At 37.8% G+C, this 26,247-nt stretch carries 26 protein-coding genes, 9 tRNA genes, 1 pseudogene and 1 other annotated feature; of the genes and pseudogenes, 1 reads left to right on the top strand and 35 read right to left on the bottom strand.

Features of this window, described 5'->3' with window-relative positions:
- Positions 1 to 151 precede the first annotated feature (151 nt).
- The 15 genes from EPJ90_RS04970 to EPJ90_RS04900 all read right to left on the bottom strand — a co-directional run bounded on the left by EPJ90_RS04970 (position 152) and on the right by EPJ90_RS04900 (position 12,568).
- A complete protein-coding gene (locus EPJ90_RS04970) occupies positions 152 to 550 on the bottom strand; it encodes a hypothetical protein (protein ID WP_161637456.1) in 399 nt (132 codons plus the stop codon).
- Positions 551 to 642: 92 nt separating this feature from the next.
- Positions 643 to 2,226 (bottom strand): hypothetical protein, encoded by a 1,584-nt coding sequence (locus EPJ90_RS04965; protein ID WP_200542742.1) that lies wholly within the window; start codon positions 2,224 to 2,226, stop codon positions 643 to 645.
- Positions 2,216 to 2,914, bottom strand: a complete 699-nt coding sequence (locus EPJ90_RS04960) for an ATP-binding cassette domain-containing protein (RefSeq protein ID WP_161637454.1) — start codon at positions 2,912 to 2,914, stop codon at positions 2,216 to 2,218. The genes EPJ90_RS04965 and EPJ90_RS04960 overlap by 11 nt, the downstream gene beginning before the upstream one ends.
- Before the next feature lie 70 nt (positions 2,915 to 2,984).
- Positions 2,985 to 3,449 carry a hypothetical protein gene (locus tag EPJ90_RS04955; RefSeq protein WP_200542741.1) on the bottom strand — a complete coding sequence of 155 codons (465 nt, stop codon included), beginning with the start codon at positions 3,447 to 3,449 and terminating at the stop codon, positions 2,985 to 2,987.
- On the bottom strand, positions 3,449 to 4,066 hold the full coding sequence (locus EPJ90_RS04950; RefSeq protein ID WP_161637452.1) for a cyclase family protein: 618 nt from the start codon (positions 4,064 to 4,066) through the stop codon (positions 3,449 to 3,451). The genes EPJ90_RS04955 and EPJ90_RS04950 overlap by 1 nt, the downstream gene beginning before the upstream one ends.
- A 247-nt stretch (positions 4,067 to 4,313) precedes the next feature.
- The gene (locus EPJ90_RS04945) at positions 4,314 to 4,832 is read right to left on the bottom strand and encodes a tryptophan transporter (protein ID WP_125164301.1); all 519 of its coding nucleotides are present in this window, start codon (positions 4,830 to 4,832) and stop codon (positions 4,314 to 4,316) included.
- Between the two features lie 91 nt (positions 4,833 to 4,923).
- Positions 4,924 to 5,159 (bottom strand) — a binding site (T-box leader).
- Positions 5,160 to 5,204: 45 nt separating this feature from the next.
- Complete coding sequence (locus EPJ90_RS04940; RefSeq protein ID WP_200542740.1) at positions 5,205 to 6,677, bottom strand: ATP-binding cassette domain-containing protein; 1,473 nt, start codon at positions 6,675 to 6,677, stop codon at positions 5,205 to 5,207.
- A 152-nt stretch (positions 6,678 to 6,829) separates the two neighbouring features.
- Positions 6,830 to 8,356: a murein biosynthesis integral membrane protein MurJ gene (gene murJ, locus EPJ90_RS04935; protein ID WP_200542739.1), complete on the bottom strand. Its 1,527-nt coding sequence runs from the start codon at positions 8,354 to 8,356 to the stop codon at positions 6,830 to 6,832.
- A gap of 169 nt (positions 8,357 to 8,525) precedes the next feature.
- A tRNA-Arg gene (locus tag EPJ90_RS04930) sits at positions 8,526 to 8,601 on the bottom strand.
- A gap of 9 nt (positions 8,602 to 8,610) precedes the next feature.
- Complete coding sequence (gene coaD / locus EPJ90_RS04925) at positions 8,611 to 9,093, bottom strand: pantetheine-phosphate adenylyltransferase (protein ID WP_200542738.1); 483 nt, start codon at positions 9,091 to 9,093, stop codon at positions 8,611 to 8,613.
- 373 nt (positions 9,094 to 9,466) lie between these two features.
- Positions 9,467 to 9,889, bottom strand: coding sequence for a flavodoxin domain-containing protein (locus EPJ90_RS04920; protein ID WP_161637340.1), 423 nt, complete (start codon positions 9,887 to 9,889; stop codon positions 9,467 to 9,469).
- A gap of 69 nt (positions 9,890 to 9,958) precedes the next feature.
- Complete coding sequence (locus EPJ90_RS04915) at positions 9,959 to 10,264, bottom strand: PTS sugar transporter subunit IIB (protein WP_003775282.1); 306 nt, start codon at positions 10,262 to 10,264, stop codon at positions 9,959 to 9,961.
- 75 nt (positions 10,265 to 10,339) lie between these two features.
- Positions 10,340 to 11,869, bottom strand: coding sequence for a helicase HerA-like domain-containing protein (locus tag EPJ90_RS04910; protein ID WP_200542737.1), 1,530 nt, complete (start codon positions 11,867 to 11,869; stop codon positions 10,340 to 10,342).
- 80 nt (positions 11,870 to 11,949) lie between these two features.
- Positions 11,950 to 12,258 (bottom strand): PTS lactose/cellobiose transporter subunit IIA, encoded by a 309-nt coding sequence (locus EPJ90_RS04905; protein WP_013853133.1) that lies wholly within the window; start codon positions 12,256 to 12,258, stop codon positions 11,950 to 11,952.
- A 234-nt stretch (positions 12,259 to 12,492) separates the two neighbouring features.
- Positions 12,493 to 12,568 (bottom strand) — tRNA-Thr (locus EPJ90_RS04900).
- Between the two features lie 40 nt (positions 12,569 to 12,608).
- On the opposite strand from EPJ90_RS04900, the pseudogene EPJ90_RS04895 reads away from it, so the two are divergent.
- Positions 12,609 to 13,115: pseudogene (locus EPJ90_RS04895) on the top strand (LURP-one-related/scramblase family protein); the annotation flags it as partial.
- A 26-nt stretch (positions 13,116 to 13,141) separates the two neighbouring features.
- On the opposite strand, the gene EPJ90_RS04890 reads toward EPJ90_RS04895, so the two are convergent.
- From EPJ90_RS04890 to EPJ90_RS04795, 20 genes are all read right to left on the bottom strand, one after another.
- Positions 13,142 to 13,558, bottom strand: a complete 417-nt coding sequence (locus EPJ90_RS04890) for a PPC domain-containing DNA-binding protein (protein ID WP_125164294.1) — start codon at positions 13,556 to 13,558, stop codon at positions 13,142 to 13,144.
- A gap of 98 nt (positions 13,559 to 13,656) precedes the next feature.
- Complete coding sequence (locus EPJ90_RS04885) at positions 13,657 to 15,153, bottom strand: ATP-binding cassette domain-containing protein (RefSeq protein ID WP_161637337.1); 1,497 nt, start codon at positions 15,151 to 15,153, stop codon at positions 13,657 to 13,659.
- 115 nt (positions 15,154 to 15,268) lie between these two features.
- Positions 15,269 to 15,751: a nucleoside 2-deoxyribosyltransferase gene (locus EPJ90_RS04880; protein WP_200542736.1), complete on the bottom strand. Its 483-nt coding sequence runs from the start codon at positions 15,749 to 15,751 to the stop codon at positions 15,269 to 15,271.
- Between the two features lie 12 nt (positions 15,752 to 15,763).
- Positions 15,764 to 17,452 carry a Na/Pi cotransporter family protein gene (locus tag EPJ90_RS04875; RefSeq protein WP_161637336.1) on the bottom strand — a complete coding sequence of 563 codons (1,689 nt, stop codon included), beginning with the start codon at positions 17,450 to 17,452 and terminating at the stop codon, positions 15,764 to 15,766.
- A gap of 124 nt (positions 17,453 to 17,576) precedes the next feature.
- Positions 17,577 to 19,280 carry a Na/Pi cotransporter family protein gene (locus tag EPJ90_RS04870; RefSeq protein WP_200542735.1) on the bottom strand — a complete coding sequence of 568 codons (1,704 nt, stop codon included), beginning with the start codon at positions 19,278 to 19,280 and terminating at the stop codon, positions 17,577 to 17,579.
- Between the two features lie 117 nt (positions 19,281 to 19,397).
- Positions 19,398 to 19,841: a GNAT family N-acetyltransferase gene (locus EPJ90_RS04865; protein ID WP_161637334.1), complete on the bottom strand. Its 444-nt coding sequence runs from the start codon at positions 19,839 to 19,841 to the stop codon at positions 19,398 to 19,400.
- Between the two features lie 135 nt (positions 19,842 to 19,976).
- Positions 19,977 to 20,052 (bottom strand) — tRNA-Ala (locus tag EPJ90_RS04860).
- Positions 20,053 to 20,074: 22 nt separating this feature from the next.
- Positions 20,075 to 20,151 (bottom strand) — tRNA-Ile (locus EPJ90_RS04855).
- 307 nt (positions 20,152 to 20,458) lie between these two features.
- A tRNA-Ala gene (locus EPJ90_RS04850) sits at positions 20,459 to 20,534 on the bottom strand.
- Positions 20,535 to 20,552: 18 nt separating this feature from the next.
- Positions 20,553 to 20,629: transfer RNA gene (locus EPJ90_RS04845), tRNA-Ile, on the bottom strand.
- A 165-nt stretch (positions 20,630 to 20,794) separates the two neighbouring features.
- Positions 20,795 to 21,235: a Dps family protein gene (locus EPJ90_RS04840; protein WP_200542734.1), complete on the bottom strand. Its 441-nt coding sequence runs from the start codon at positions 21,233 to 21,235 to the stop codon at positions 20,795 to 20,797.
- Positions 21,236 to 21,392: 157 nt separating this feature from the next.
- Positions 21,393 to 21,468: transfer RNA gene (locus EPJ90_RS04835), tRNA-Ala, on the bottom strand.
- A 264-nt stretch (positions 21,469 to 21,732) separates the two neighbouring features.
- A tRNA-Ala gene (locus tag EPJ90_RS04830) sits at positions 21,733 to 21,808 on the bottom strand.
- 18 nt (positions 21,809 to 21,826) lie between these two features.
- Positions 21,827 to 21,903: transfer RNA gene (locus tag EPJ90_RS04825), tRNA-Ile, on the bottom strand.
- Between the two features lie 193 nt (positions 21,904 to 22,096).
- A complete protein-coding gene (gene rpsI, locus EPJ90_RS04820) occupies positions 22,097 to 22,504 on the bottom strand; it encodes a 30S ribosomal protein S9 (protein WP_018579469.1) in 408 nt (135 codons plus the stop codon).
- Positions 22,505 to 22,512: 8 nt separating this feature from the next.
- Complete coding sequence (rplM, locus tag EPJ90_RS04815) at positions 22,513 to 22,950, bottom strand: 50S ribosomal protein L13 (protein WP_125164289.1); 438 nt, start codon at positions 22,948 to 22,950, stop codon at positions 22,513 to 22,515.
- Positions 22,951 to 23,054: 104 nt separating this feature from the next.
- On the bottom strand, positions 23,055 to 23,789 hold the full coding sequence (truA, locus tag EPJ90_RS04810; RefSeq protein ID WP_200542733.1) for a tRNA pseudouridine(38-40) synthase TruA: 735 nt from the start codon (positions 23,787 to 23,789) through the stop codon (positions 23,055 to 23,057).
- Positions 23,789 to 24,586 (bottom strand): energy-coupling factor transporter transmembrane component T family protein, encoded by a 798-nt coding sequence (locus EPJ90_RS04805; protein WP_125164287.1) that lies wholly within the window; start codon positions 24,584 to 24,586, stop codon positions 23,789 to 23,791. Before EPJ90_RS04805 ends, truA begins: the two co-directional genes overlap by 1 nt.
- Positions 24,583 to 25,431 carry an energy-coupling factor transporter ATPase gene (locus tag EPJ90_RS04800; RefSeq protein ID WP_200542732.1) on the bottom strand — a complete coding sequence of 283 codons (849 nt, stop codon included), beginning with the start codon at positions 25,429 to 25,431 and terminating at the stop codon, positions 24,583 to 24,585. The genes EPJ90_RS04805 and EPJ90_RS04800 overlap by 4 nt, the downstream gene beginning before the upstream one ends.
- Positions 25,407 to 26,234: an energy-coupling factor transporter ATPase gene (locus EPJ90_RS04795; RefSeq protein ID WP_161637331.1), complete on the bottom strand. Its 828-nt coding sequence runs from the start codon at positions 26,232 to 26,234 to the stop codon at positions 25,407 to 25,409. The genes EPJ90_RS04800 and EPJ90_RS04795 overlap by 25 nt, the downstream gene beginning before the upstream one ends.
- Positions 26,235 to 26,247 lie beyond the last annotated feature (13 nt).

The following is a 26,247-nucleotide window of genomic DNA, read 5'->3' as shown; positions in this document are numbered from 1 at the left end:
GGTCTTTCATTTTTTTATCTAATTGTTTATACTTCATATGGGAGCTCCTTTTAGTCGGGTGGGCTCCTTTTATTATACAAAAACAACCGCACCTTGGGTGGTGCGGTTGAGATTTGAATTTAGGAAAAACGAGGACATCTAAGCCTCGTTTTTATTGTCGTTGTTCCACTGCCTTTGCCATAATTCGATAGCCTTGATAAACCCCACCAAATCCACCAATTATTAAAAAATTAATCACACCTACGATATGAACAGAATTATGGTCTAAAGGCGATGAAAGCCATGCACCTAAATTATTAAACCCCACTCCAATACACATCGTCATCGCCAGCATGACCAAAATATGTTGTTGATCATCATTATGTGTATAGAGTGCATAGCAGTTCACAAAGGTTATCGCGAGATACATTGCTCCCAATTCACGCTGCCATCCAAAATCAAAACCCCAAATTGAATTTTCAATCATATAACTTGGGAAAATCAAATGAGACACCGCGGCGATAAAAAACACACCGGTCATGACCATTAAATACCCTTTTCTTCTTTTCATCAATCCAGCTCCCCTGCATTTTCTTAATTATAGAGAAGATATCCTCGGGGTTCAAGTCTCTTACTCGTTTATCGAAATTTGTCCGAATAAAACTATTTCCTGATTTTGAAGGTTTTCCCTGAAAACATTCGTACACAAAACACACCCAATACAAAATAGACGGTTGTAATAATAGACAGCCATATATTTAGATTCGGTACTGAACTTAGACGATTACCATTATAAGCAACCATCACCACAAGAATCTTCATGAGGTTGTAGAGTATTCCCTTCTCTTGCATCGATTCATTGTAAGGTTGCAACGTATAATACATCAGTAGATTATGAACACTGAAGAAGATGCTTAAAAGTATTAGGGTAAGTATAAACATCATGACTTCACCACGTACTGGTACAATGAATTGAACTGAAACCATAAAAACCACACCCAAGATGATTGGTAAAAGTGGAATCAAATTCAATGTTACAAGCGTTCCAAGCCGCCCAAGAAATTGTTTCCAAATAATTTCAGGACGACGATAGAAAGCGTAATTCAATAATTTCGAATCACAGTTTAGATAATAAGCACGGGTCATCGATTCGCCAATATTCAGCAAATAGACGACAAAAATATAAGGTCCTATCGATTTAAAAATCTCCGTAGAAAGAGTTTTCGAGACATCAATAAATTCATTAGGGAAAAGAATTCGCATTCCCCATAACACCACGATACTTAGGAGCATTGCCGCCAAAATAATTACAAATCGGAAACGCAAGGGTTTAAACCATAGGCGCCGGTGACGTTCAAGAAAAAGTCGATTCAAAAGACTGTATCCTTCTTGATGATTCAAAACACGATTCGATCGTTCAAGATTGTAATCATCATCAATGCGTAACGTTTCCTGTGTTGTTTTAAGATTTATCTCTGCAAGGCTTTCATCGGGACGTGTACGTTGAAGCATCGTGAGTCCATATGCTTCATGTATATCCGATGCATTAAATGGATTGCGAATTATAAATCCAATTGCACCGACGACAGTGATGCATGTCACAATCACGAACAAATGATCCGATAAGAGGTTCAATAAATATAGACCACCTACACTCAAAGTAAGCACCAGCATAAATCCTATTTTATAACTTCCTTTAATCTTCTCGTGGTATCGATCGAAATAGGTTAAATCAATGCCTTCCGCGATAATTTTGGACGCCATCACAAACAGTCCCATCATCAATGCAATCCAAAAACTTTGGTTATACATTAAAACGGTAGACATCATCACGATTGCGTAAAGCATCCGTTCAATGAAGTCATTTCGCATACGAAACATGTAGTAAGATTGATAATCCACTTTGAAGGAACGTATTAAGGTCCACTTCTCTTTAGAGTCATCCGTCGATATGGTGTTGATACAGCACCCAAGCAACACCAAGAGCAACCAAATAAACGCAATCGGAACGGATGGAAATATTTTCGCAATCAGACCAAAAACAATAAATAGATAAACAAATTGATTCACGACGATTCGTATAAAATGAAAAACCGATACAACGCGCCCCAGTTTCTTTTTTTGATCCGTTTTTTCATAAATATTGGCATAGATGATTTTACGTAGTGGTTTAATCGAACGAAGGTAGTAAATAAATTGATTCGTTCGATTTACCCTTGTAATATCCTTTAAAACATTATGATTCATGATTATCACTTAAGATATGAATGATATCTTCCTCAAACGAAGGATCATGCAATCGCCCAAAATCTAAGATGGATGCTTCACCGTGATGTAAGATAATCACCTCATCACAAATATCCTTAGCGATCTGCATCATATGGGTTGATAAAACCATAATACAGTCTTCTTTAAGCGCTACGAGTTGACGTTTCATTTCAATGGATGCAACCACATCAAATGAAGTTAATGGTTCATCAAGAAAGAGAACTTTTGGCTTCAACATCATAATGCAGAGCATCTGAAGCTTATTACGCATTCCATGTGAATAGTCTTTGATAAGTTTATAACGGTCATCTTGATTGAATTGTATTGTATCAAAATAAGAATGAACATCTTCACGTTTAAATCCTTGATCCTTATGAATATCAATAAAAAATGTCAGAAATTCAAGTCCTGTCAAAAACTCAGGCAACATCGGATTTGTATAAACAAACCCGACATCTTGTTGGGTTAAGGGTGATCCATCCTCAAAACAAACCGTCCCTTGGTCATAGGGAATTTCTTGACTAATACAGTTAAAAAATGTTGTTTTCCCTGCTCCATTGCGCCCCAATAACGCATAAATCTTTCCCTTTTCAAGCGTTAAATTAATGTCCTTCAAAACTACTTGTTGATCAAACGATTTTGAAAGATTATTAATCTCTAATTTCATAGTTCCACCTCTGTATCGTTATACCGATACAATACCACAACGCATTTATCGAAGCAATAAAAAATGCACGTTAATACGTGCATTTAAAATTTTGTTGTGTACGATAAGTCTTTAACGCTTCAAAAGTTAAAACGGACTGATTAAATGTTGTGGAAACAAGATGCAATTCATCCGAACTCATCATATCAAAAACATAACGATGAGAAATTAAAAACGTTCCTTGATTAAAATCTTGGTCTGTACTTAACATGGTAAACCGCAACGATTCTTGATTCAAAATTTCCTTGAACATCACGATTTCCTTCTGGGGTAATTGCGTTAAAAACCAGTCATCGATATTTTCCTTTAAATCACTGATTTGAAAAGTATGGAGACGCTCAATTGTATAATTATCCGAGATTGTATCACGATACGTTTCATGGATTAGACTTCCATCGACAACATAGTCTTTTTCGCAGACGAAGTTTTGATGTGTTTGACAGCCTGTAAGTCCAAAAAGCATCACAATACACACATACGTTACGTTACGCCTCATTATTTTAAAACAGCATAAGCACGAACAGGACTTGCTTCTGCTTCGATTTTGAGCGGCACTGCCGAAATAATAAAATCTTTATGATAGCGTAATGAATCTAAGTTGTTGAGATTCTCCAAGATCATAATATCCGCATCCATAAGAATATTATGGACATAATAAGGTTCCAAATCAGGTGATGGAATATCCATCCCTACCATCTTAATTTGTTTTTCCACAAGAAACATTGCAAGTTCCTCAGTAAAGACTGGATGATCTTCGAAATACGCTTTCTCACCACGGCGCTCATCAAATCCAGTATAAAACACGACGACATCCCCTTGATTCACCAAGAGCTCGTAATCCGGTTTATAACCAATTTCTTTTTGATTGCGAACATCAATCATAACGCCACGACCAATAAACCGGTCAATGGGGAAATTACTGATAAATCGCTCATCACTTGATAAGTGCATGGGAACTTCCACATGAGTTCCTGTGTGCAAGGATGCCGTCACCGAATAGTTTGTGTAGCCGTCATCTTCAAAACATGCATCCAAGTCAAATTTTGTTTTCGTATCGCCTGGGAAGACCCCAGTTGCTTCATTAAATGTTTGTGTTAAATCGATCAGTTTCATATATTTTATCCCTCGTTCCTATTATAACGAAAAACTATGTGAATGCTAGTGTGAAATTATCGGATTTATACACATAATCAAAGCGCACTATCAACGTATAAGACTTTTTAATCTCAAAACACACACTGATACAATCGTGTTCCATGGACGTATACCCACTCTAATCTTCTTAATCAAACTTATCTTTAAAAACAGAGAAAATAATCTGATCCAAAACATTATTTTTTGATACGAAACCATCTCATATTTAATAATGAAGATTAGGCTCTTTTTTCGGTTGAATGCGTTCCATCACCTTTGAAATTAGCAAAACAAGGATGCTATTTACAACCATCGCCGGAAGAATGATACCCAATAGGAAAAATTGTAGCGGGAGGGAAATCCCACCCAGAACTTGAACGATGCTTAAAAAAATCAAGCCGGATATACAAGTTCCAAGACACGTAATCAAACACGACGAAACCTTTAAATCCAATTTTCTGACTAAGAATTGGTATCCATAGAAGACAAGTGGACCGGTAATGAGTTTATCGATGACATTAGCAACTTCCCCACCAGGCATTGCCGTGGTCATGGCAGTCAAAAAGCCACAAACTATGCTTACAACGATAACCTCTCGAAACGATTGCAGTCCAAAAAGCGCAAAGAAAAACATCGCAAGCATAAAATCGGGTTTCATAAAACCTACGGTACCCGGGACCGTGATATGTAATACAAGACCCAGTGTTAAAAACAAGGTCGAAAGGGTTAAATTTTTGATTTTCATATGTTTCGCTCCTTTATCAAAATGATTCAACAAACACCAATCACTTCATACCACGGTCATCACCTCCCTAAGAACAAAAAAAACTTCACCCATACAGGGCGAAGTCTTCGCGGTACCACCTGAAACTCTACGTAATCTACGTAGCTCAATAGGAATACTATCATATTCCTGCCCATTTAACGGGGGCAACCGTCGTAAACTACTTACCGAAGTGTTCATTCCGCCTTTCATGAGCCCATTCACCTTCGAGGTAAGATCTGTTCACACCAACCACAGACTCTCTGAACTTACTTCTTGAAAGCTACTCCTCTCAATCATAAAGTTTGTTATTAATGCAATAATAGCACGAATATCCTTGCTGTCAAGCATTTCTTAACGTTTCGTAAAACCATTGGGTGTCATTTCTAAAACATCTTTAAATACATGTTGGATAAGTTGGCGGTCATGCGTAATACACCAAATCGCACCGTGATAATCCGCTAACATCTCATAGATCACCTTTAATGAAAATGGACTTAAATTACGCGTCGGTTCATCCAATAACAACACATCCGGTTTTGTCCGTAATATCTTTAACAGCGATAATTTTGCCTTTTGTCCACCGGATAAATGGATAATCGGAAGTTCCATCTCATCAGAAGTAAAGTTAAGTCTGCCAAGTTCAATTCGAACTTCCATTTCCGCTTCCCCAAACCGCATACAATTTTCAATTGCATTTTTTCTCACATCAAGATTTTGATGATAATCCTGATGCATCACACCTACATTCCCTTCAAGCCCCTGAATCATCCGATGAAAAAGAGTCGTTTTACCACTACCATTTAGACCTACAAGCGCAACTTTTTCACCTGCATGTAAACGGTAGTAATAGTTCCGGCCTCGGACACCCCAATCGGTCTCTAAAAATGGAATATCAATGGATAAAACAATATTCGAATGGACTGGTTTTTGTTTGCCGAATTCCATTCTAATTGCTTCTTCTTGATCTTGGTGTTCCAAGGTCACTTGTTTAGAACGTCGCTTCTTTTGTGCTTTTAAATTTTTCATTTTCTTTTGAAGACCAGGGTCTGCCCGGTTCACATTTCGAAGTTGATGACCCACTTTTTGATACTGCTTTTGCCATGTTGCCTCTTGTTTCGCTTCAAATCGTTTCTGAAAACGAACTTGTTGATTATGGTGCGCTCTGGCTCGTTCACGATTTTCAATATATGCATCATAGGATCCTTCAAACAGTGTTAATTTTGAAATTGATTTACGATGTAATTGTTCAAAGTGTAGAATGCGATTTGCACCGTGTTTTAACGTATTAAGATCGTGTGATACAAAGATAACGGGTTTGGTTTGCATTTCCATCCAGTGTTCAAACCAGATTAAGCCTTCTATATCTAAATTATTGGTGGGCTCATCCAAAACATAACAGTCAACATCTTGCATCTGAAGCTTTAGTAATTGAATACGAACACATTCACCACCACTTAATGAGTCCATGGTGCGATTATAGTCATTTTCATCCAATGTTGGTACCATCGTTAAAAACAAGGGGACAAACTCCCCAAAACGATCCCAAGCACTCCCTAACACAAATTCCAAGAGCGTTAGAGCGCGCTCCTGCGGTTCCAACTCCTGACCTAGATATCCAAAAACGATGGATTCTGGATGCAAGGAACGGTGGATTCTTAGTTTTTGAATTTCGGGACGATTGACAAGTGATTTAAGAAATACACTTTTACCATTTCCTTCTTCTCCAATCACGCCCACACGATCCCCTTTATTTACGGACATAGAAAAAGACGTGATAAGATCACGTCCTTGTTCTGTCTTAACATCAAGACTTATGTTAAACATAGAAAAAACGCCTCCTTTTTAGTTATTATGTTTTAAGTCGAGGCGCATTTCCCATAAGTCTCACCGGATAGCAATCTGCTACCTTTCTAGTTATTTATAATATAACATGGCTTTTTATCCCTTACAAGTAAAAAAGTTCTCAAATGAGAACTTTAATGTTTAAGTTTACTGATAAATTTTGCTTTCACACTATCGATTGCTTGATCAAATTCTTCGATTCGCATTAATTTAACCGCAACAAAGTAGACAACGATTCCCAGTAAAACTACAAGAACAAGACCCGTTACCAAACTCAATTTCGCACTGATAAATGGATAGGCAAAGAATACCGCAGCCGCCATGATTGATCCTGACACGATCAGTTTAAGAACGGTTTTAAAAATATATTGATTGTTGAAATCTCCGATCATTTTATACAAGAAATAATAGATTAGGATAAAATAAACCAGTTTTGAGATACTTGTACCAAGGGTCAGACCCGGTAATCCCATAAACTGAACAAAGAATAAGCTCGCGACGATGTTTGCGCCAACAGAAATTGCACCGTATACAACCGGACGACGGGTATCCCCTAATGAGTAAAAGACACGGAGTAAAATCATTGCATTCGCATTAACAATAAGACCCAAACACGAGGCAATTAACACATTCGACGTTAAAACAACCGCTTCCGGTGTAAAAGCCCCACGACCAAAGAACAACTGAACCAGAGGTTGTGATAACACCATCATCCCCAATGTTGCTGGAACAACAATCATATTGACCGCTATCAGCGTATTGGAAATTGATTTTTTAAGTCCATCATGATCACCATTGGCAGCAAACTTCGCCATAGCCGGAAATAAAACTGTAATGATCGAACTCACAAAGAGACCGATAATTGAATCACTAATTTTATTTGAATAATTTACAATTGAAATCCCACCTTCAATAACCCCTGAAGCAATTGTCTTATCAAAAATAGCGTTAACTTGATCAATCGACGAACCAATAATTACAGGAACTGCCATAACAAGCATAATTTTAATGTGTTCATCGCGAACTTTTAATTTGAATTGATGTTTATAACCCGAGCGTTTCGCAATCAAATAGATAAAGAGTGATTGGCTGGCAATCGCAAGGGTTACCCCATAGGCTAGAAGGTATATAGAATTTCCTTTTGATAAAATAATACTTATAACAATTACGATATTCATAATTACATAGCTTATACCATGAGCTGCAAAGCGTTCCTTAATTTGTAAGTAGCCTTGTAATACAGCGAGAATGGTTTGGAAAAACACAGCAAGTAATGTAATTCTTGTAAAGGAAACTGCCAAAGCCATCGTTTCTGCGTTAAATCCAGAAGCAAATAGACGTACAAGCGGCTCAGTAAAGATTTCCGCTAAAAGAATAACACCCACGAAAACTACAAGTAAGATATTAATGATATTACTTGTAAATCCTTCAGCTTTGTCACTTCCCTCACGCTTATGAATCTTACTAAAAATCGGGATAAATGACGTCGTAATCCCTGTTGCAATAAAACTAAATAATGAATTAGGAATGGACGATGCGATGATGTATGCATCAGTAATCGCCGTCGCACCAAAATACTTGGCCAGTAACAATTCTCTAAAAATTCCAAAGAATTTATTAAATACCATCAGCAATATTAAAACTATTGCGTTCTTTTTCATAAAATGTATTCCTCTCTTATACTCATAGAATGAGACCTTTGACTTTTGTTTTTATTTTTTATATGTGCACTTGTTATTATATCATAGATTTCTATAAAACTAATGTGCTCACGAAACGAGCCAATATCAATAAAAAAACTCTTGATACAACTTCAAGAGTAAAAATATTTGGTGCGACTTACAAGAATCGAACTTGTGACACAGCGCTTAGGAGGCACTTGCTCTATCCACTGAGCTAAAGCCGCGTTATAGACCTAAACCACAACATCATATTTTTGATACAGTCGCACTGCAACACTTTGAGGAACAAATCCAGTAAGGTCACCTCCGTAACGAGCAATCTCACGCGCTACACTGGAAGAAATGTATGAATACTTGGGTGATGCGACCAAAAAAAGCGTCTCAATGGATTCATTTAGAACACGATTGGAAGTCGCTAACTGCAATTCATTTTCATAATCCATAACTGCGCGAATCCCTCTGACAAGAATTGAGCATGATTGCTTTTCCGCAAAATCAATGGTGAGACCTTCGCCAATAACAACCTCAACATTGGACAGATGAGATAAACAGTCACAAGCCATTTCTAAACGTTCTGACATTGTAAACGTTCCTGATTTCTTTTCATTAACCATAATTGCCACAACTACATGATCAAACATATTTGCACAACGTTCGATTAAATCAATGTGACCTGTTGTGATTGGATCAAAAGATCCTGGATACATTACTTTCATAGACTTACCTCACTTGAACTTATTATAACGTATTTGTGTTTTTTAAAAAAGTCATAATTTGATGTACTTATGACTTTTATGATTTAAAAAGAATGGTTTAAGCGAATCGGTCGTTTTAATGTTAATAGTTGTGATGAATTACAAAAAAACACACATCTGGGAGTGATGTGTGTTTTTTAAGATCCATCGTCAGTATTATTGGAGGAATACTTAATTTATATAATTTTGAGGAAATAGATTATCTATGAGCGATGGTCTAAAGGACAAGTTTTTTTAGATAGATGAACTATCTATAAACTAATTATACCGACACAATGAAAAATGTCAACACTTTTTACAAAGAATATGTAAATTATACATTCATTGAAACAATTTACATTGTGAGAAGTGTTTTCGTTTCCTCATATGCTTCTTTTAATTGTGCTTCGGTCGGTTCCCATTGATATGCAAATTTTCGTTCCACAATTCCACCCGCATCAACAATCTCACGTTCCCAATTTTCGATCCAAACACCTTCGCCCCAATCATAAGAACCAAACAACACCACACGTTTCCCTGACAGCATGGGAAGCAAATCATCAAAGAACGGTCTAAACTCATACTCCTCAACATTCTCATCATTCATTGCTGGTGATCCTAGAAATAGGATATCTGCATCAATAACAGCATCCGCTGTTACGTCTGTCACAAAATCATTACTCCCATTAATTCCCAAATCTTCAACCGCTTCATAAATTGAATCCGCAATCATTTGCGTATTTCCTGAAGCTGAATAATACACGATATTTATTTTCATAACAACCTCCATCGTAATTACTTTCTATTATAAAATAAAAAATGTTAGTTTTCACTAACATTTTTAGATTTAAGCATCGCCAAGTACTTTTTTAACTTCCGCAATCACGGCTTCACCATTCATCGTACCGTAAGCACGCATATCGATAACTTCAATTGGTTTTTCTGGTAATTGTTTTTGAACTGTACTTAAATTGAATCGAACTTGGGGTCCTAATAGGATGATGTCTGCATCAGCACCAACGCGTGCGGCTTCACTTACAGCGTGAGCTGATATTTCTACATCATATCCTTGTGCAGCAGCGGCTTCTTGCATCTTTGTAACAAGGATACTTGTTGACATACCTGCTGAACATAATAAAATAATTTTTCTCATAATATCCTCCTCGATATGAAACTATTATAACAACAAAGGCAAATAGTGTCTATAAGAAAGCGTTAACATTTCCAATCATTTCTTTCCAGTAAGAATTCCCATAATATTTCTTGTAATCGCTTTACCGAGTTCATTCCCAATGGTACTCATCGTTCGGTTCATGCCTTTTTCAATCGGTGTTTGACGATGACGTGTTGTTGTCTTCTTTCGATTTTGTAATTTTTCTTTTTCTTTTTCTAATTTTTGCTTTTCTTTTTCAAGAGCGAGACGTTCTTTTTCAAGTTCTAAATTCATTTTATCTTGTTCCTCTTCAATTCCTGCTTGTGTCATTTTTTCAGCTAACGATTCATAGGCCGAAAAGCGATCAATAGATTCTATATATTTTTGATTAAAACTACTGCTTTGAATCATCGATGTACGTAAGCTTGCATCAATTTCAGCCATAAGACTTTGTGGAGGCAAGACAAAAGCACGTTCCGCAATTTGTGGCGTCCCCTTCTCATCGAGTGTTGAGATAATAGCTTCACCTGTACCCAACTCCATTATTGCAGTTTCAGTATTAAAATTTGGATTCGCTCTAAAACTTTGAGCTGCTGCTCGTACTTGTTTTTGTTCGCCAGGGGTATAGGCACGAAGGGCATGTTGGATACGATTTCCCAATTGACTTAAAACACGGTCGGGGATATCCGATGGGCTTTGAGAAATAAAATAAACGCCCACACCTTTTGATCGAATCAACTTAACAACAAGTTCAATACGGTCCACCAATGCTTTAGGTACATCTTTGAAGAGTAGATGGGCTTCGTCAAAGAAGAAAACCATCTTCGGTTTTTCGACATCACCCACTTCAGGTAAGGTTTCAAAGAGTTCCGATAACATCCAAAGTAAAAACGTCGCATACAGTGTTGGTTGGCGGAACAGTTCCACACTATGAAGAATATTAACCATACCTCGGCCATTCGAATCTGTACAAATCCAATCTTGAATATCTAAAGCTGGTTCACCAAAAAAGATGTCTGCACCTTGTTCCTCTAAAAACACAACCTTGCGAACAACCGCACCAATGGTTTGTGTAGACATCAATCCATATTCGGCAGTGAGCTCTTTATTGTTTTGATAAACATAATCTAACATGGCTTTGAGATCTTTAATATCAAGCAGTAACAGCCCTTGAGCATCCGCAATTTTGAAAACTAACGAGAGTACACTTGCCTGTGTTTCATTAAGATCCATAAGTTTTGAGAGCATAATGGGGCCCATTTCTGAAATAGTAGTACGAACTGGAATACCACCCTTACCGTAAATATCCCAAAACGTTACCGGGAACCCTTTGTACTCAAAACCGTCCACGCCAAATTTTTCAACACGGCTGGAAACATTTGGATTTTCAATCCCTGCGGAAGCAAGACCGGACACATCACCTTTAATATCCGCTAAAAACGTAGGAACACCTAAATCACTTAATGCTTCCGTTAAAACTTTCAATGTAACCGTCTTTCCGGTACCCGTAGCACCAGTAATAAGTCCATGACGATTTAACATCTGCGGTAAAATATACACTGGGGTTTCGCCCTGTGCAATCCATATTTTATTTTCTTTTAACATGATGATCTCCTCATTTTATGTTTCTATCTAACTAATTGCATTGTACCATGTGCTAAATAATAAAAAAAGAGCCACAGCTCTTATTGAATTTTCTTGTGAATGTCAATAAGCTCTGTAGCCATAATTTTTAATACTTCTGCGCTCATCATTTGGTCTTCTGCGTGAATCAACAATAAATTGACTTGAGTAGCACCATTTTGAGCTTCTTGTTGAATTAATTGTGCATGAACACGATGTCCCTCAACAAATTGTTCTTCACCTTCAGCCATAAGCTGTTCTGCACGTTCGAAGTCGCCCTCTTTCGCTGCCTGAATTGCTTCCACAAAACATGAACGAGCCGACCCGTTAAATGAAATCATTTGAAAACTAAGTAATTCTAAACCTTCCATGATATTCTCCTTTATGTACAGTGTCATTATATCAAATTCATTTTCAAAATGGTAGCCTAATGTATTGAAATAATATTTCATAGATTTCCTTTAAATAAAGGACATAAACCCCTTACACTCAAATACTTATATGAAATGTTTTTTCTATATATTTCAAAACACATCCATCGACGACATGAATTGATTGTGATAAACTGAGACTGTAAAAAAAAACACCATCTGGTGTAAATGTTATGGTGCCGGCTAGAGGACTTGAACCCCCAACCTACTGATTACGATTCAGTTGCTCTACCAATTGAGCTAAGCCGGCGTGATTAAATTGTACATCTCATTGACTTTCAAATCAAGACCTAAGGAGAAAAAATATGAAATTATATATAAAACAACACGTCTTCTCAATTCGTGATCGCTTTGAGGTCAAGGACGAAAACGGAACTACCGTATACACAGTCAAAGGCTCAGTCTTAACCATCGGTCGAAAATTTACAATTCAAGATGCAACACAAAAATCAGTTGCAACCGTAAAACAAAGACCATTTCGATTTTTATCTGAATATACCCTGATCACCCCTGATCACAAGATTAACTTAAAAAAGAACTTCACATTTTTAAAAATGAAATTTTCACTTAAACACCTTGATTGGAAACTAAGTGGTGATTATCTTGATCACCATTATAAAGTTACGTCCCGCGATAATACCATCATGACGATTTCAAAAAAATGGCTGCGTTGGGGTGATAGTTATGAACTTGATATTAATGACGATCGCAATGCATTAATATGTCTTTGTATCGCCATTGCCATCGACGCAGAACTTGCGAAATCTAAACAAACTGTTAATAATTCAAATACATAAAAAGAACGGAGGCCTCCGTTCTTTTTTTAACGCTCTTTACATACACTACCGGTAACTTCGATTTCAAGCTCCTTAAATCCAGATAATTCACCTTTAGTTCGTGTTAATTGATGATGTTCCAGCTCAATAATAACAATCTCTGCCGTTGACTTTACCGTACATCCCAGCGCTACGTGACCACCCATTACTTTAAATTCCAAATCGCTGATGGAAGCGTGAATATGGTGTCCTCCTTGAGAAACGGTTCCCACACACGAAACAATTTCATATGGCCCTTTGAGTTGTATCTCTTTTTTATTATGTCCTTTTCGAAACACTACACTGGATAAACTGCCAACACAGGTTCCAATATAGCCTGATGTAATTTGAAATTTCTTACAGTAAGCATCAATTCCTTGCAATAAATCATCACCCGGCATTAAACGAATTACGTGTTCTTTCATAGTTCCACCATCCTTATCTTTTATTCTACTCGTTTTCACGCAAAGTCTCAAATTGATTCGAAAACAATTTTCTTCACAAAAAATTCACCCGGGAAATATTAAGATATTTTCTTAAGTCCAGATGCATCAAATGAATAAACATCATCCATCACTTCTTGAATCAGTGCACGATCATGCGTTACAGAAATAATCGCCCCTTGATAGTTATTAAGTAAGTGATAGATCACACCAACACTGAGTGGACTCAAGTTTCGTGTTGGCTCATCGAGAATGATTATTTTCGGATTCTTAAGAACTAATTTCAGCAGTGATACCTTAGCTTTTTGACCACCCGATAGCCGTTCCATCGGCGTGTTCATCTCATCCTCTGTAAATTTCAAACTCCCTAGATGATTTGTGATCAGACCACGTTCATCGCGGGACCCTTCAAGAACACAGTTTTCAATCGGTGACAAATCATAATCCAAGTTAAGATCGTAGGACTGATGCATTACACCGACATCTTCAGCATCAATTTCTTTTATTATTTCATGCAGTAACGTTGTCTTCCCTACACCATTGGACCCAACAATGGCAATGCGATCACGGCTATACACCACAAGATCGAGATCACAAGCCAGAATACGTCCTTCTCGCACCAATTCATCAAGATGAAAATCTAAGATCTTTTTTTGATGGATTTTCGCTTGTTCCTCAAACGATAGCTTGATCGCACCTTCAAAATCGCGTTTTTCCGGCACGACTTCCCGCTCAAAACGTCGCTCCATCGATTTTATCGTATGCATTTTTTTCTTCAAAAGACGTCCTTTTGCTGGATCTTGACGGGTTTGTGTCCGTTGACGATGCTCTACTTTTTGGTATAACTGATGCCATCGCGCTTCTTGTTTTTGTTTTTCTTTTTGACGCAACTTAACATCATGATTATGTTTTTGAATCTGACTGAGAAAGGCATCACAATATCCTTGATAATCACCTTCATAGACTGTAACATGTGAGCGTGTTTTACGATGTGTTTGTTCAAGATGAACAATACGATTCGCACACGTTTGCAAGAACATGACGTCATGCGATACAAAGATAATGGGTTTGGTTTGCGCAAGCATCCACCCTTCAAGCCACATTAACGTTTCTAAATCTAAGTCATTGCTGGGCTCATCCAGAAGATAACAGTCACATGGATGCACCATCAACTGTAATAACTGCAAGCGCACGCGCTCCCCACCACTGTATGAGTGCATGGGACGATTTAAATCCTCCATTTCAAAATGAGGTAAGACTTCCTTCATTTTCCGAGACACATCACCATATCGATTCCATTGTTCTTTAATGATATACGAAAGCGCATCCTGTTCAAGCAACGTTCGAGGCATTTCTTGACTCAGATAGCCAAATACCACATGACGACTGTTTAGCGTTCTTGAAACATGAAGCTCATCTAAAGAATTATCTTGGACGAGTGCCTTAAGGGTTAGACTTTTTCCATTCCCTTCCTCACCAATTAATGCGACGCGATCATTTTGATTTAAAGACATAGAAAAAGGTGCGATAAGCTCGCGCCCTGCTTCCGTCTTAATATTAAGACTAAAATTAAACATGACAAAACTTCCTCCTATTTTATTATTAATGATTTAGAAAGAAATTCTGTCCATGTTCCCACCGCCTTGTTATTGATACTATACCCAAAAACAAAGGTGGTGTCAAACAGGTCAATTATTGACCTAATATTTCACCAATAAGTTCAATAAGTGTTTGTTCATCCGTTACGACTGTTCCCTTAAGTTTGATAAGACCCACAGTGTACAAATTCACATAAGAAAATTGTGATTCCGCAACTTCACGCAAAGCATTGATTTTTTCTGCGTTGTCAGCCCCTTGTTGACGACTATCCGTATAGAGTCCGATCATCGGAATATTTGCTTGATAAGCAACACCCACCTCTGATGCGACACCGGCATCAATGGTTTGCCCATCCAATACCGCAACAATAAGATCTGATTTCAAAAGCGCCTCCGTGTCTGCCTGTGCAATCATCATCGAATTCGCATAACTATTCTTATCGTTAATTTCCATCTGTTCCTGAGGAAGGTAGACCTCCACATTTGGGTAAACCGATCGAATTTGCGCAACAACTTCCGCATTATAACGAAACTCCATATGCGTAAACAATGGACTTGCAAAATAAATTTTCTTCATAATATCCCCCTTTTAGTGTTCGTCAGAAGTATGCAACTTCACAGCCGAGAACATATTCCGTGCAATATTAACGCCATGATCTCCAATACGTTCAAGAATACCTAAGATATCAATATAGATTGAGCTCGTAACCTTTGCATCGCAGATTCCTTCTGCCATGCGTTGAAAGTGCTTCTCGCGGTATTTCTCTTCAATAAGATCCATATACTCTTCATCACGACATAGAGATTCAAATCCTGATAAATCCTCACGTTCAAATATTTTCGTTGAACGCTTCAACATATCCATAAGCAGTTGGTACATAGTATCCAAATCACGAAGCGCGTCTTCTGAAAACGACTCACGATTCTCAAAACTCATTTTATAAAATTCCACTAGATTTGTCGAGAGGTCACTCATGCGTTCATAATTCTTTATTATTTCTAAGTTTTTGGTGTATTCTTCGGTAATATGTCCGGAAACATCCGTTTGCTTCGCAATTTCGAGTAAATATTTAGTAAGATCTGTATCTAAACCATTCACCATTTCCTCAAGTTGCATCACAACATCATAATCTTCCATATCTCGCGAATGCAAGAACTGATTCGATGTTTCGACTGATTCTAGAACTAAATCTGCCATTTTCACCGTCGTTTTACGTGCTAATTGAAGCGCCCCTTCTGGAAAGGTTCCAATCAAACCGTAATCAAGAGGTTTAATCTTTTCACGTTCTTTGATTTTATCTTCACCAGGAATTAAAAATTCCATCAAACGAATAAACGCTGGTACAAAAGGTATGATCACAATCGCGAAAATTAGATTAAAAAAGAAATGGTTCAGTCCCACCGCAAAAGCGGGTGAGCCACCAATTAATTCATTAACACTTACAATAAAGGCAGCGTAAGGCTCTATGAATATCATAACAATAATTGCCCCAGTAAAGTTAAAAATTACATGAAACCATCCGGCACGTCGCGTTGACACGGACCCACCAATGGATGCAAGCACTGCCGTAAGTGTCGTTCCAATATTCGAACCAAATACAAAGGCAGAAGCCGCAACCATCGACATACCGCCGTTCGCATAAATCTTTTGAACAAGTGCGATGACTGCCATAGAAGAATTAATAATTGCCGTCGCTATGGTACCTGCAAAAAGAGCAAGCCAAGGACTTTGTGACATTTTAAGCATAAATGCTTCAAAGAATGGATACTCTTGAATGAGGATTAACTTATCACTCATCAGTTTTAAACCAACAAAAGTAATTCCAAAGCCAAATAAAATCTGACCGATATTTTTATATTTTTTGCGTTTTGAAAATGCAATAATCATCGCACCTACAAATAAAAAATAAAAACCCAATTCATCAACATTTAAACCAATCATTAACGCGGTTACCGTTGTTCCTACGTTCGCTCCAATTGAAATACCAATCGCTTGATCCAAACGCATTAACCCTGCGCGTACTAAACTAATTGAGATAACCGTTGCTGCAGTACTTGATTGCATGATTGCAGTAATTGCAACACCAACTAAAATCGCCATCACGGTATTACTCGTGTATTTTTCAATATAATCTCGTATTTTAGGCCCTGCGGCTTCCTTTAATCCTTCTCCAAGAAATTTAATTCCAAGAATAAAAAGGCCGAATCCACCTAGAATGACATTAATACCCAAATCCGAAAACGATGGATTTTGAGTTGCCAAGAATAAACTATTCATTCTTTCCTCCATAAAAAAAATTTAGACCATCACCATAATATCACAATATCAATCAAGCATGGTATATATTTCTTTAAAAGAGTTAAAAGAAAAAAACTGAAACTTATGCGTTTCAGTTTTCGATTTAATTATTTGATTTTAAAATAACATCTTCACGATTGGAATGCACACCAACTGCGGAATGTACATAACGTGAAACATTAACGCCATGATCTCCAATACGTTCTAAAATACCGAGAACGTCAATGAAGATAGAACTTGCAACCTTTTCATCACAAATCCCTTCCGCCATGCGTTGGAAGTGTTTCTCACGATATTTATCTTCAATCAAGTCTAGATACTCCTCATCGCGGATTAAAGCATCAAAACGCGTTAAATCCTCAGTATCAAAGATTTTGAGTGAACGACGCATCATATCCATAAGAAGTTTATACATTGTATCTAAATCATGCAAAGCATCTTCAGAGAAATTCTCACGATTTTCAAAAACCATACGATAAAACTCAACGAGATTGGTTGATAAATCACTCATACGTTCATAATTTTTAATTACTTCTAAATACTTTGTATACGTATCCGCGATATGTGAATCAGAATTACTATGTTTCATAATTTCAAGGAGGTACTCCGTCAATTCCGTATCCAACTGGTTCACCATACCTTCAAGTTGCATGACAATCTCATAATCCTCGTCATCCTTAGAATGTAAGTAACCATGAGATGCATCCACGGCTTCCAGAACCAAGTCACCCATTTTGGTGGTGCGTGCTTTTGCCAGTTGAAGCGCGCCTTCTGGATAAGTATGAATAATATCACGATCAAGAGGTTTCAGTTTTTCACGACTTCTAATTTTATCTTCACCAGGAATTAAGATCTTAAGAAGACGTATAAAGGCTGGAACAAACGGAATTACCAGAATTGCAAAGAACAGGTTAAATACAAAATGCGCAATTCCCACGGCCATAGCATCCGTACCACCCATTAAGGCATTAATTTTTAAAATAAATTGTGAATAAGGTGTTACAAATAACATCATCAAGACTGCCCCAATAACGTTAAACATAGTATGGAACAAACCAGCACGACGTGTTGCAATGGAACCACCCATTGACGCAAACAATGCTGTCACCGTCGTACCAATATTTGAACCAAATACAAACGCCGTCGCAGCAACCATGGACATACCACCGTTACCATAAATCTTTTGAACAACCGCAATTGTTGCGGAAGATGAATTAATAATTCCAGTTAACACCGTACCACCTAACATCGCAAACCAAGGATGATCAGAGAGTTGCACCATTAACGCTTCAAAAAATGGCATTTGTTGTATAAGCATGAGCTTTTCACTCATAATCTGTAACCCAACGAATGTTAAACCAAATGCAAGAACAACTTGTCCATAGTTTTTAATATCACGACGTGACGCAAAGAGCACCATCATTGCCCCAATAAATAAGAAGAAATAACCCATTTCATCAATATTTAATCCAACGATAATCGCCGTTACAGTCGTACCAATATTTGCGCCTAAAGAAATTCCGATTGCTTGATCTAAGCGCATTAAGCCCGCGCGAACAAGCGAAATGGAAATAACCGTAGCCGCAGAACTCGATTGCATAATTCCTGTAATCAAAGCCCCCACTAAAATTGCAGAAAAAAGATTGCTCGTATATTTATCAATATAATCCCGCATGCGGTTTCCCGCTACTTTTTTAAAACCATCTCCCAATAAATTAATTCCCAACATGAATAAACCGAACCCACCTAAAATTACGTGAATTCCCAAATCCATAATAGACTGTGATTGTGCAGCCAATAATTGCATAGTATGCCTCCATTTATAAAATTCGACCATTCTCATGATACCACGTGAAAAAACGGTGAATATGAAATTAAATTAACATTTCTCAAATAAAGCATGTAAATCGAAAAAAAAACACACTCAAACCACCCTAGAACGCTTCATATGTAAGATTGGGAACGGACGACCTGCATCATCACATTCTGAACGGTCATACACCTCAAAACCCAAATGTTCATAAAATCCCCGCGCTTGATAATTTTGTTCATTCACATCAACTCGATTTACAGAGAATTCTGAAATCGCATAGTGGATGAGACGCGAACCCACACCATGCCCTCGAGCAGATGCATCAAGAAAGAGCATCTCGACCTTTTGATTTAATACGCCCATAAACCCTGAAATCATATGATGATCCTCATAGACAACGACTGCATCCATTGATGCAAATGCGGTATGAACTTCTGGACGCATCGCATCAATCATTGCTTCAGTAATAAAATCATGCGTATCACGCACAGACTGCTCCCATACATCCACAAGTCGCATCACGTCATCATGATGTAAATCAATTGTTTTAATCATCCTACCACCTCTTATCCTTATTATAACGGGAAATGAGTTCACAACAGGGACATTTTGTCGACAGTTCTATGTATTATTGTGATAAACATCCCCATACAAAAAAAGCATGACCGTAGTCATGCGTTAATTTATATATGGTGGAGCTTAACGGGATCGAACCGTTGACCTCCTGCGTGCAAGGCAGGCGCTCTCCCAGCTGAGCTAAAACCCCAAATCTTATTGTCAAGTAAAAATGGTGGGCCTGAATGGATTCGAACCAGCGACCTCACCCTTATCAGGGGTGCGCTCTAACCAACTGAGCTACAGGCCCATTTCCTTGACTGCCTTAATAATATACCACCCAAAACATAGTGTGTCAATAAGATTTTCAAACAATTATCACTTTTTACGCTACCGTGCTTTTACATCACCCTATATGCCGCAAATGTTCCAAATTCAGCAATCCGAACACACTCAAGACATCATCAAGGATAAGGACATCCAAAGACTCTAAAACGTATCGAATCGTCTCTAAATAAGAGAACACGGACTCTCTCATTCACTCATCAAATCTATAAAAAAAAAAACGTTCATACAAGGATCATCGATCTCAGTAGAACGTTTACGAATTGATAAATTGGTGGAGCTTAACGGGATCGAACCGTTGACCTCCTGCGTGCAAGGCAGGCGCTCTCCCAGCTGAGCTAAAACCCCAAATTTAAACAAAAGAAATGGTGGGCCTGAATGGATTCGAACCAGCGACCTCACCCTTATCAGGGGTGCGCTCTAACCAACTGAGCTACAGGCCCATTTCTTAACTGCCTTAATAATATACCACTCTCAAACAGCCATGTCAACACGAAATGAGTCAAATCAAACAAATAAAAAAATAAACCAAAAAACGTGATTAAACCGCGACAAAATAAGTTCAAATATAAAAAAAAGAGCATCAAAAGATGCTCTAAAATAACAACTTAGTCACGAATGTAAGCATTAAACATCCATAAGTTTTTGCCAAGATCTTGTGACACTGCCGTAAAGTAGTCCGCAGTTCCAGGGTCGTTTGCTGCTTCAGCAAGTTCAACCAATCGTAATGCAGAACGATTCATGTGTTCAAAATCAACAATAAGGTGCTCAAAACCTTCTTTTGCTGTTTTCCAAGATTGATCCAATTCTTTAATCGAAGTCATTTTTAGGACTTCTGCTAAGCTTCCTACAGGCTTTGATCCGATTGTTAGAAGGCGTTCAGCAACTTCATCAATACGTTCTTCTGCTTCTTCATAATAGGTGTCCATTTGTTCGTGAACAGGGAAGAAGCCTTCACCTTTTAAGAACCAGTGGATATTATGAATTTTCATACCCAAAACAATTTGATCAGCCAAAAATACATTCATTTCTTCATACAAGTTATTCATCTCAAAATCCTCCTATATGTATAGTATAACGCCGATACCTAAATATTTGCAATGAAATGACTGTGATAATCTTGTGCCCAATCATCACACAATTCAAGATTAAACTACGAATCGCAATAAAAAAAACGACATCTGATGTCGTTTGTTATTTGAAATTTGGTGGAGCTTAACGGGATCGAACCGTTGACCTCCTGCGTGCAAGGCAGGCGCTCTCCCAGCTGAGCTAAAACCCCATGTATTTCGTGTATTTATAATATCACAGGTTCCTAAAAAAAACAATAGTAAATTCGGCAATATAGTATATATTTCCAATATATTTACACCCCTTTATTTGGGCGCTCCTAAGCGTTAAACGGTATGTATGCCAGTTATAGTTATAAATGCATCAAACAGGGCTTAGAATCGCTAAAACGCCTGGATAAGTGATAATTTCACCCTTCCAAATTTTGAAGTATCAATAAAAAAAGCCATTCATTGAATGGCTGTTAATTTAAAATTGGTGGAGCTTAACGGGATCGAACCGTTGACCTCCTGCGTGCAAGGCAGGCGCTCTCCCAGCTGAGCTAAAACCCCAAAAATTTATTAAAGAAATGGTGGGCCTGAATGGATTCGAACCAGCGACCTCACCCTTATCAGGGGTGCGCTCTAACCAACTGAGCTACAGGCCCATTTCTTAACTGCCTTAACAATATATCATCTATAAATAAGGGTGTCAATTGATATTTCTAAAATTGTGAAATTTCCTTTAGGAACAATCACAATCGTGATTTTAGTGCATCATTTTTAACACACCCATCTTGTGAATAAGATAAAAAAAACTCCCACCGAAGTGAGAGTTTCCAAAATTGAAAATCTTTGAGATTAACGTTTTGAGAATTGAGGTGCACGACGAGCGCCGCGTAGACCTGGTTTTTTACGTTCTTTAGCACGTGGATCACGTGTAACGAATCCAGCTGCTTTTAACAATGGACGGTAATCTGCTGATGCTTCCATTAAAGCACGAGTAATACCATGACGGATTGCTCCGGCTTGACCTGTTAAACCGCCACCTTTAACATTAACGTTTACGTCAAATGTATCTTGAGTTGAAGTAACTTCAAATGGTGAACGAACTGTCATACGTAATAGTTCTGAAGGCAAATGCTCTTCAATTGGTTTGTGATTAATTGTAATCACACCTGTTCCAGGAGTTAAATAAACACGAGCAACAGATGTCTTACGACGTCCTGTACCTAGGTATTGTACAGCGTTTTTATTTTTTGTTGTCATATATTCTCCTATCCCTTAATAACCATTTCCACAGGTTGTTGTGCTGCGTGAGGGTGGTTTTCGCCCTTGTATACAAATAAGTGTGTACGTTGTTTATCGCCTAAACGTGTATGTGGTAACATACCATGAATAGCTCTTTCAACCCATTCGATTGTGTATGTTTCGCGCATTGTACGTGTTGAACGCTCTCTCATACCACCTGGGTAGTGTGAGTGATTGTAGTACATTTTCTTATATTCTTGATCTCCACTGACTTTAATCTTGTCAGCGTTGATTACGATTACGTAATCTCCACCATCAACGTTAGGTGTGTATGAAGGTTTGTGTTTACCACGTAATACATGTGCAACTTCACTCGCAAGACGACCTAATGTCATGTTTGTTCCGTCGACGATGTACCATTGGCGTACAACCTCTGCTGGTTTCGTCATAGTTGTTTGACGCATAATAATTTCCTCCTAAACCAAAAGTAGTTTCCGGGGCTACTATTGGCATAAAGTGCCGATTACTATTGTATGCTTTTTAAAGGCTCATGTCAAGAAAACAAGCTTTATTTATAGTTAACTTCCTTCAAGTATAAACCACAAGCATCAATATTGTAGGAAACACTGTTTTTATCTGCTGCTTTGAGCATCAAATTGATATCGTGAGGTGTACATTTACCACTCCCACATGCAACACATGTCGCAACGATCATGCGAACCATATAACGCAAAAATCCATCTCCAGAAACTACAAAACTTAATTGATCACCCGCTACGATGAGATCAAAATCAGAAATGGTTCGAACCTGATTTTCAATTTCATCAAGACCGGTCGCATTGAATGAAGTAAAATCATGCGTTCCAATAAAAACTTGCATCGCTTCTCGAATAGCTTGAAGATCTAAAGACTTATTGTATTGATAAACATAGTTTCGTTCGAAAAGATTGTAAGACCCCATGTTTAACCGATATTCATACGTTTTCGACACAACATCAAAACGAGCATGAAAATCAGAATGAACTGGATGGATATCTGTTATTGAGATATCATCGGGTAAAAGTGTATTAAGTGCACGAAACAATTGTTTTTCGTCCATATTTACGATGTTATCAAAATGAAAGACTTGACCTAAGGCATGAACGCCTGCATCAGTGCGTCCTGATCCACTGATATGAATTGGAATTTTATTGATTCTTGTGAGGACTGATTCAATTTCAGTTTGAATACAACGACCTGACGGCTGTTTTTGCCAGCCTTTAAACATAGATCCATCGTATTGAACTGTCGCTTTAAATCGCATTAGAAGCGCCCCATTCCAATCACAGCAATGAGGATCATGATACAGAGAAACAGCATCATCCAATCCGAAGCAGTAATTTTAAGTTGCTTATAACGGGTTCGGGTTTTACCAGGATAATAACCACGTGCTTCCATTGCATCCGCTAGATCTTCCGCACGATGGTAAATTGAAACAAATAAAGGAATCAACATAGAAATTGCACCGTTTATTTTCTCTTTAAATGTTCCCTCTTTGAGATCAACCCCACGACTCGCTTGAGCATCCATTATTCGTTGCGTGTCTTCAATAAGCGTTGGGATAAAGCGAAGCGCAATCGAAATCATCATCGCGATTTCATGAGAAGGCACGCCAATTTTCTTCAAGGGATTCAACAAATCTTCAATACCAAGTGTTAGATCGAGGGGTGCCGTTGTTGCCGTCAGAAGTGTTGTGACCATAATCATCAAGACTAATCGCGTAACAATAAATGCCGTTTGATATAGTGCTCCGCTGTATATTTTAAAGAAACCAACATGTACCAACAATTCCCCATCTCGTATTAGAAACATATTCATCACAAATAAGAAGATAAGCATAAACATCATCGGTTTAATTGATTTCAGAATAAATTTAAATGTTAATTTGGAGGCAAGGATTGCACATACAAAAAAGAGGAAGAGCAACCCATTCGCCCAAACATTTTTAACCATAAAAATCGATACCATTAAGACAAGCATTGCAATAATTTTAATTCGCGGATCCATTTTATGAATTTTAGAATCGAGTGGGACATAACGACCGAGTGCAATATCGTTCATTTTAATTCCCCCTTGATCATTCCAGCAATCTCATCAAGTTCTAAAGACGAGTCTGTATCAAAACCACGCTTTTTGAGTAGTTGCTTCAACTGCAATATTTTCGGCGCTACAAAGCCCAAGGTCTCAAGCTTATTTGGATCGTCAAAGAATTCCTTAACAGGTCCATCGTAATAGACGCGGCCTTGATTTAGCACTAAAACATTATCTGCATATCTTAGGACATGGTCCATATCATGGGTAACCATAATCACTGTTTTGTTCATCTCTTGATTCAATCGAACAAATAAATCCATCATGTCCTTGCTTCCTTGTGGATCCAAGCCTGCAGTCGGTTCATCAAGAACGATTACATCTGGATTGGTTGCAAGAACCCCTGCAATTGCAACGCGACGTTTTTGGCCTCCTGAAAGATCTAAAGGCGATCGCTCCCATATTTCCGGTTGAATTCCAACAAGATTTAATGATCGGGCAACGTTCTCTTGAATTTGTTTCTCATCAAAACCAAAATTCTTCGGTCCAAAAGCAACATCTTTGTAAATCGTTTCTTCAAAGAGTTGCATCTCTGGAAATTGAAATACCAAGCCAACCTTTGAACGTAATTGCTTCAAATTATGTGTTTTATCATTTGCTTGTATTTTATGGTCTAAGATTGTTACCCTGCCATGACTGGGCTGGATAAGTCCATTCAAATGTTGGACCAAAGTTGATTTACCACTTCCTGTTGCTCCAATAATGGCCGTAATCTTACCTGTTTGGATGGATGTATTAATATCCGTCAACGCATGATGGGAAAATGGCGAATTGGGTGCATAAACATAACTTACATTTTCGAATGTAATTGACATAATTCTTCCACCATCCCTTCTAAATCATATGGCGTTGATAATGTAATTCCATAAGCCTTCATTGCTTGGTAAAATTTAAGACTAAAAGGAATATCCAATGAGAGTTTAACCAAACGTTCCGCGTGAACTAAAATTTCTTCTGGAGTTCCTTGCATTGCAATTTTTCCGTCATTCATAACGATGACATAATCACTCATTGTCACTTCTTCGATATCATGGGTAATGGATAAAATGCTCATTTTATTTTCTGTATGCAATTCATGAACGAGATCATTCACTTCTTTTCGACCCTTGGGATCAAGCATGCTTGTTGCCTCATCTAAAACTAACAACTCCGGTTGCATGGCTAAAACACCTGCAATTGCAACACGTTGTTTTTGTCCTCCACTTAATTTAGTAGGTTCATGACTCAGAAAATCTTCCATCCCAACACGTTTTGAATACGCGTGGATCAAAGCATCCATCTCACTTGGATCAATCATTCGATTTTCCAATCCAAATGCGATGTCATCGCGAACAGTGGAACCAATAAACTGGTTGTCCGGATTTTGAAATACGATTGCAATTTTCTCGCGTATATCATATACATTGTCAGGATTTAAGCGTAAATTATCAATTTCAATGGTTCCTTCTTTACAATCAAGTAATCCGATTATTAGTTTTGCAAGGGTAGATTTACCACTTCCATTATGACCAATTACGGTTACATAATCCCCTTTTTTAACATCAAATGATACGTTATCAACAGCATTTCTTGAACCATCATATGAAAACGTTAATCCATTAACTGCTAATTGTTTCAACTCTAATCACTCC

It is taken from the genome of Erysipelothrix sp. strain 2 (EsS2-7-Brazil), assembly GCF_016617655.1.
Taxonomy (GTDB): domain Bacteria; phylum Bacillota_I; class Bacilli_A; order Erysipelotrichales; family Erysipelotrichaceae; genus Erysipelothrix; species Erysipelothrix piscisicarius.
The sequence above is the reverse complement of the archived record's forward strand: the minus strand, read 5'-3'. Positions and strand labels throughout refer to the sequence as shown.

Bases quoted from the DNA above. Each gene is read 5' to 3' on its own strand.
- EPJ90_RS04875 (WP_161637336.1), bottom strand. From the start codon at position 17,452: ATGAATAGTTTATTCTTGGCAACTCAAAATCCATCGTTTTCGGATTTG.
- EPJ90_RS04955 (WP_200542741.1), bottom strand. From the start codon at position 3,449: ATGAGGCGTAACGTAACGTATGTGTGTATTGTGATGCTTTTTGGACTT.
- rpsI (WP_018579469.1), bottom strand. From the start codon at position 22,504: ATGACAACAAAAAATAAAAACGCTGTACAATACCTAGGTACAGGACGT.
- EPJ90_RS04865 (WP_161637334.1), bottom strand. From the start codon at position 19,841: ATGATTAAAACAATTGATTTACATCATGATGACGTGATGCGACTTGTG.
- EPJ90_RS04945 (WP_125164301.1), bottom strand. From the start codon at position 4,832: ATGAAAATCAAAAATTTAACCCTTTCGACCTTGTTTTTAACACTGGGT.
- EPJ90_RS04800 (WP_200542732.1), bottom strand. From the start codon at position 25,431: ATGTCAATTACATTCGAAAATGTAAGTTATGTTTATGCACCCAATTCG.
- EPJ90_RS04950 (WP_161637452.1), bottom strand. From the start codon at position 4,066: ATGAAACTGATCGATTTAACACAAACATTTAATGAAGCAACTGGGGTC.
- EPJ90_RS04805 (WP_125164287.1), bottom strand. From the start codon at position 24,586: ATGAACGATATTGCACTCGGTCGTTATGTCCCACTCGATTCTAAAATT.
- EPJ90_RS04940 (WP_200542740.1), bottom strand. From the start codon at position 6,677: ATGTTTAACATAAGTCTTGATGTTAAGACAGAACAAGGACGTGATCTT.
- EPJ90_RS04840 (WP_200542734.1), bottom strand. From the start codon at position 21,235: ATGAATAACTTGTATGAAGAAATGAATGTATTTTTGGCTGATCAAATT.
- EPJ90_RS04910 (WP_200542737.1), bottom strand. From the start codon at position 11,869: ATGTTAAAAGAAAATAAAATATGGATTGCACAGGGCGAAACCCCAGTG.
- EPJ90_RS04920 (WP_161637340.1), bottom strand. From the start codon at position 9,889: ATGAAAATAAATATCGTGTATTATTCAGCTTCAGGAAATACGCAAATG.
- EPJ90_RS04905 (WP_013853133.1), bottom strand. From the start codon at position 12,258: ATGGAAGGTTTAGAATTACTTAGTTTTCAAATGATTTCATTTAACGGG.
- truA (WP_200542733.1), bottom strand. From the start codon at position 23,789: ATGCGATTTAAAGCGACAGTTCAATACGATGGATCTATGTTTAAAGGC.
- rplM (WP_125164289.1), bottom strand. From the start codon at position 22,950: ATGCGTCAAACAACTATGACGAAACCAGCAGAGGTTGTACGCCAATGG.
- EPJ90_RS04890 (WP_125164294.1), bottom strand. From the start codon at position 13,558: ATGAAAGAACACGTAATTCGTTTAATGCCGGGTGATGATTTATTGCAA.
- EPJ90_RS04960 (WP_161637454.1), bottom strand. From the start codon at position 2,914: ATGAAATTAGAGATTAATAATCTTTCAAAATCGTTTGATCAACAAGTA.
- EPJ90_RS04870 (WP_200542735.1), bottom strand. From the start codon at position 19,280: ATGCAATTATTGGCTGCACAATCACAGTCTATTATGGATTTGGGAATT.
- EPJ90_RS04880 (WP_200542736.1), bottom strand. From the start codon at position 15,751: ATGAAGAAAATTTATTTTGCAAGTCCATTGTTTACGCATATGGAGTTT.
- EPJ90_RS04970 (WP_161637456.1), bottom strand. From the start codon at position 550: ATGAAAAGAAGAAAAGGGTATTTAATGGTCATGACCGGTGTGTTTTTT.
- coaD (WP_200542738.1), bottom strand. From the start codon at position 9,093: ATGAAAGTAATGTATCCAGGATCTTTTGATCCAATCACAACAGGTCAC.
- EPJ90_RS04885 (WP_161637337.1), bottom strand. From the start codon at position 15,153: ATGTTTAATTTTAGTCTTAATATTAAGACGGAAGCAGGGCGCGAGCTT.
- EPJ90_RS04965 (WP_200542742.1), bottom strand. From the start codon at position 2,226: ATGAATCATAATGTTTTAAAGGATATTACAAGGGTAAATCGAACGAAT.
- EPJ90_RS04915 (WP_003775282.1), bottom strand. From the start codon at position 10,264: ATGAGAAAAATTATTTTATTATGTTCAGCAGGTATGTCAACAAGTATC.
- murJ (WP_200542739.1), bottom strand. From the start codon at position 8,356: ATGAAAAAGAACGCAATAGTTTTAATATTGCTGATGGTATTTAATAAA.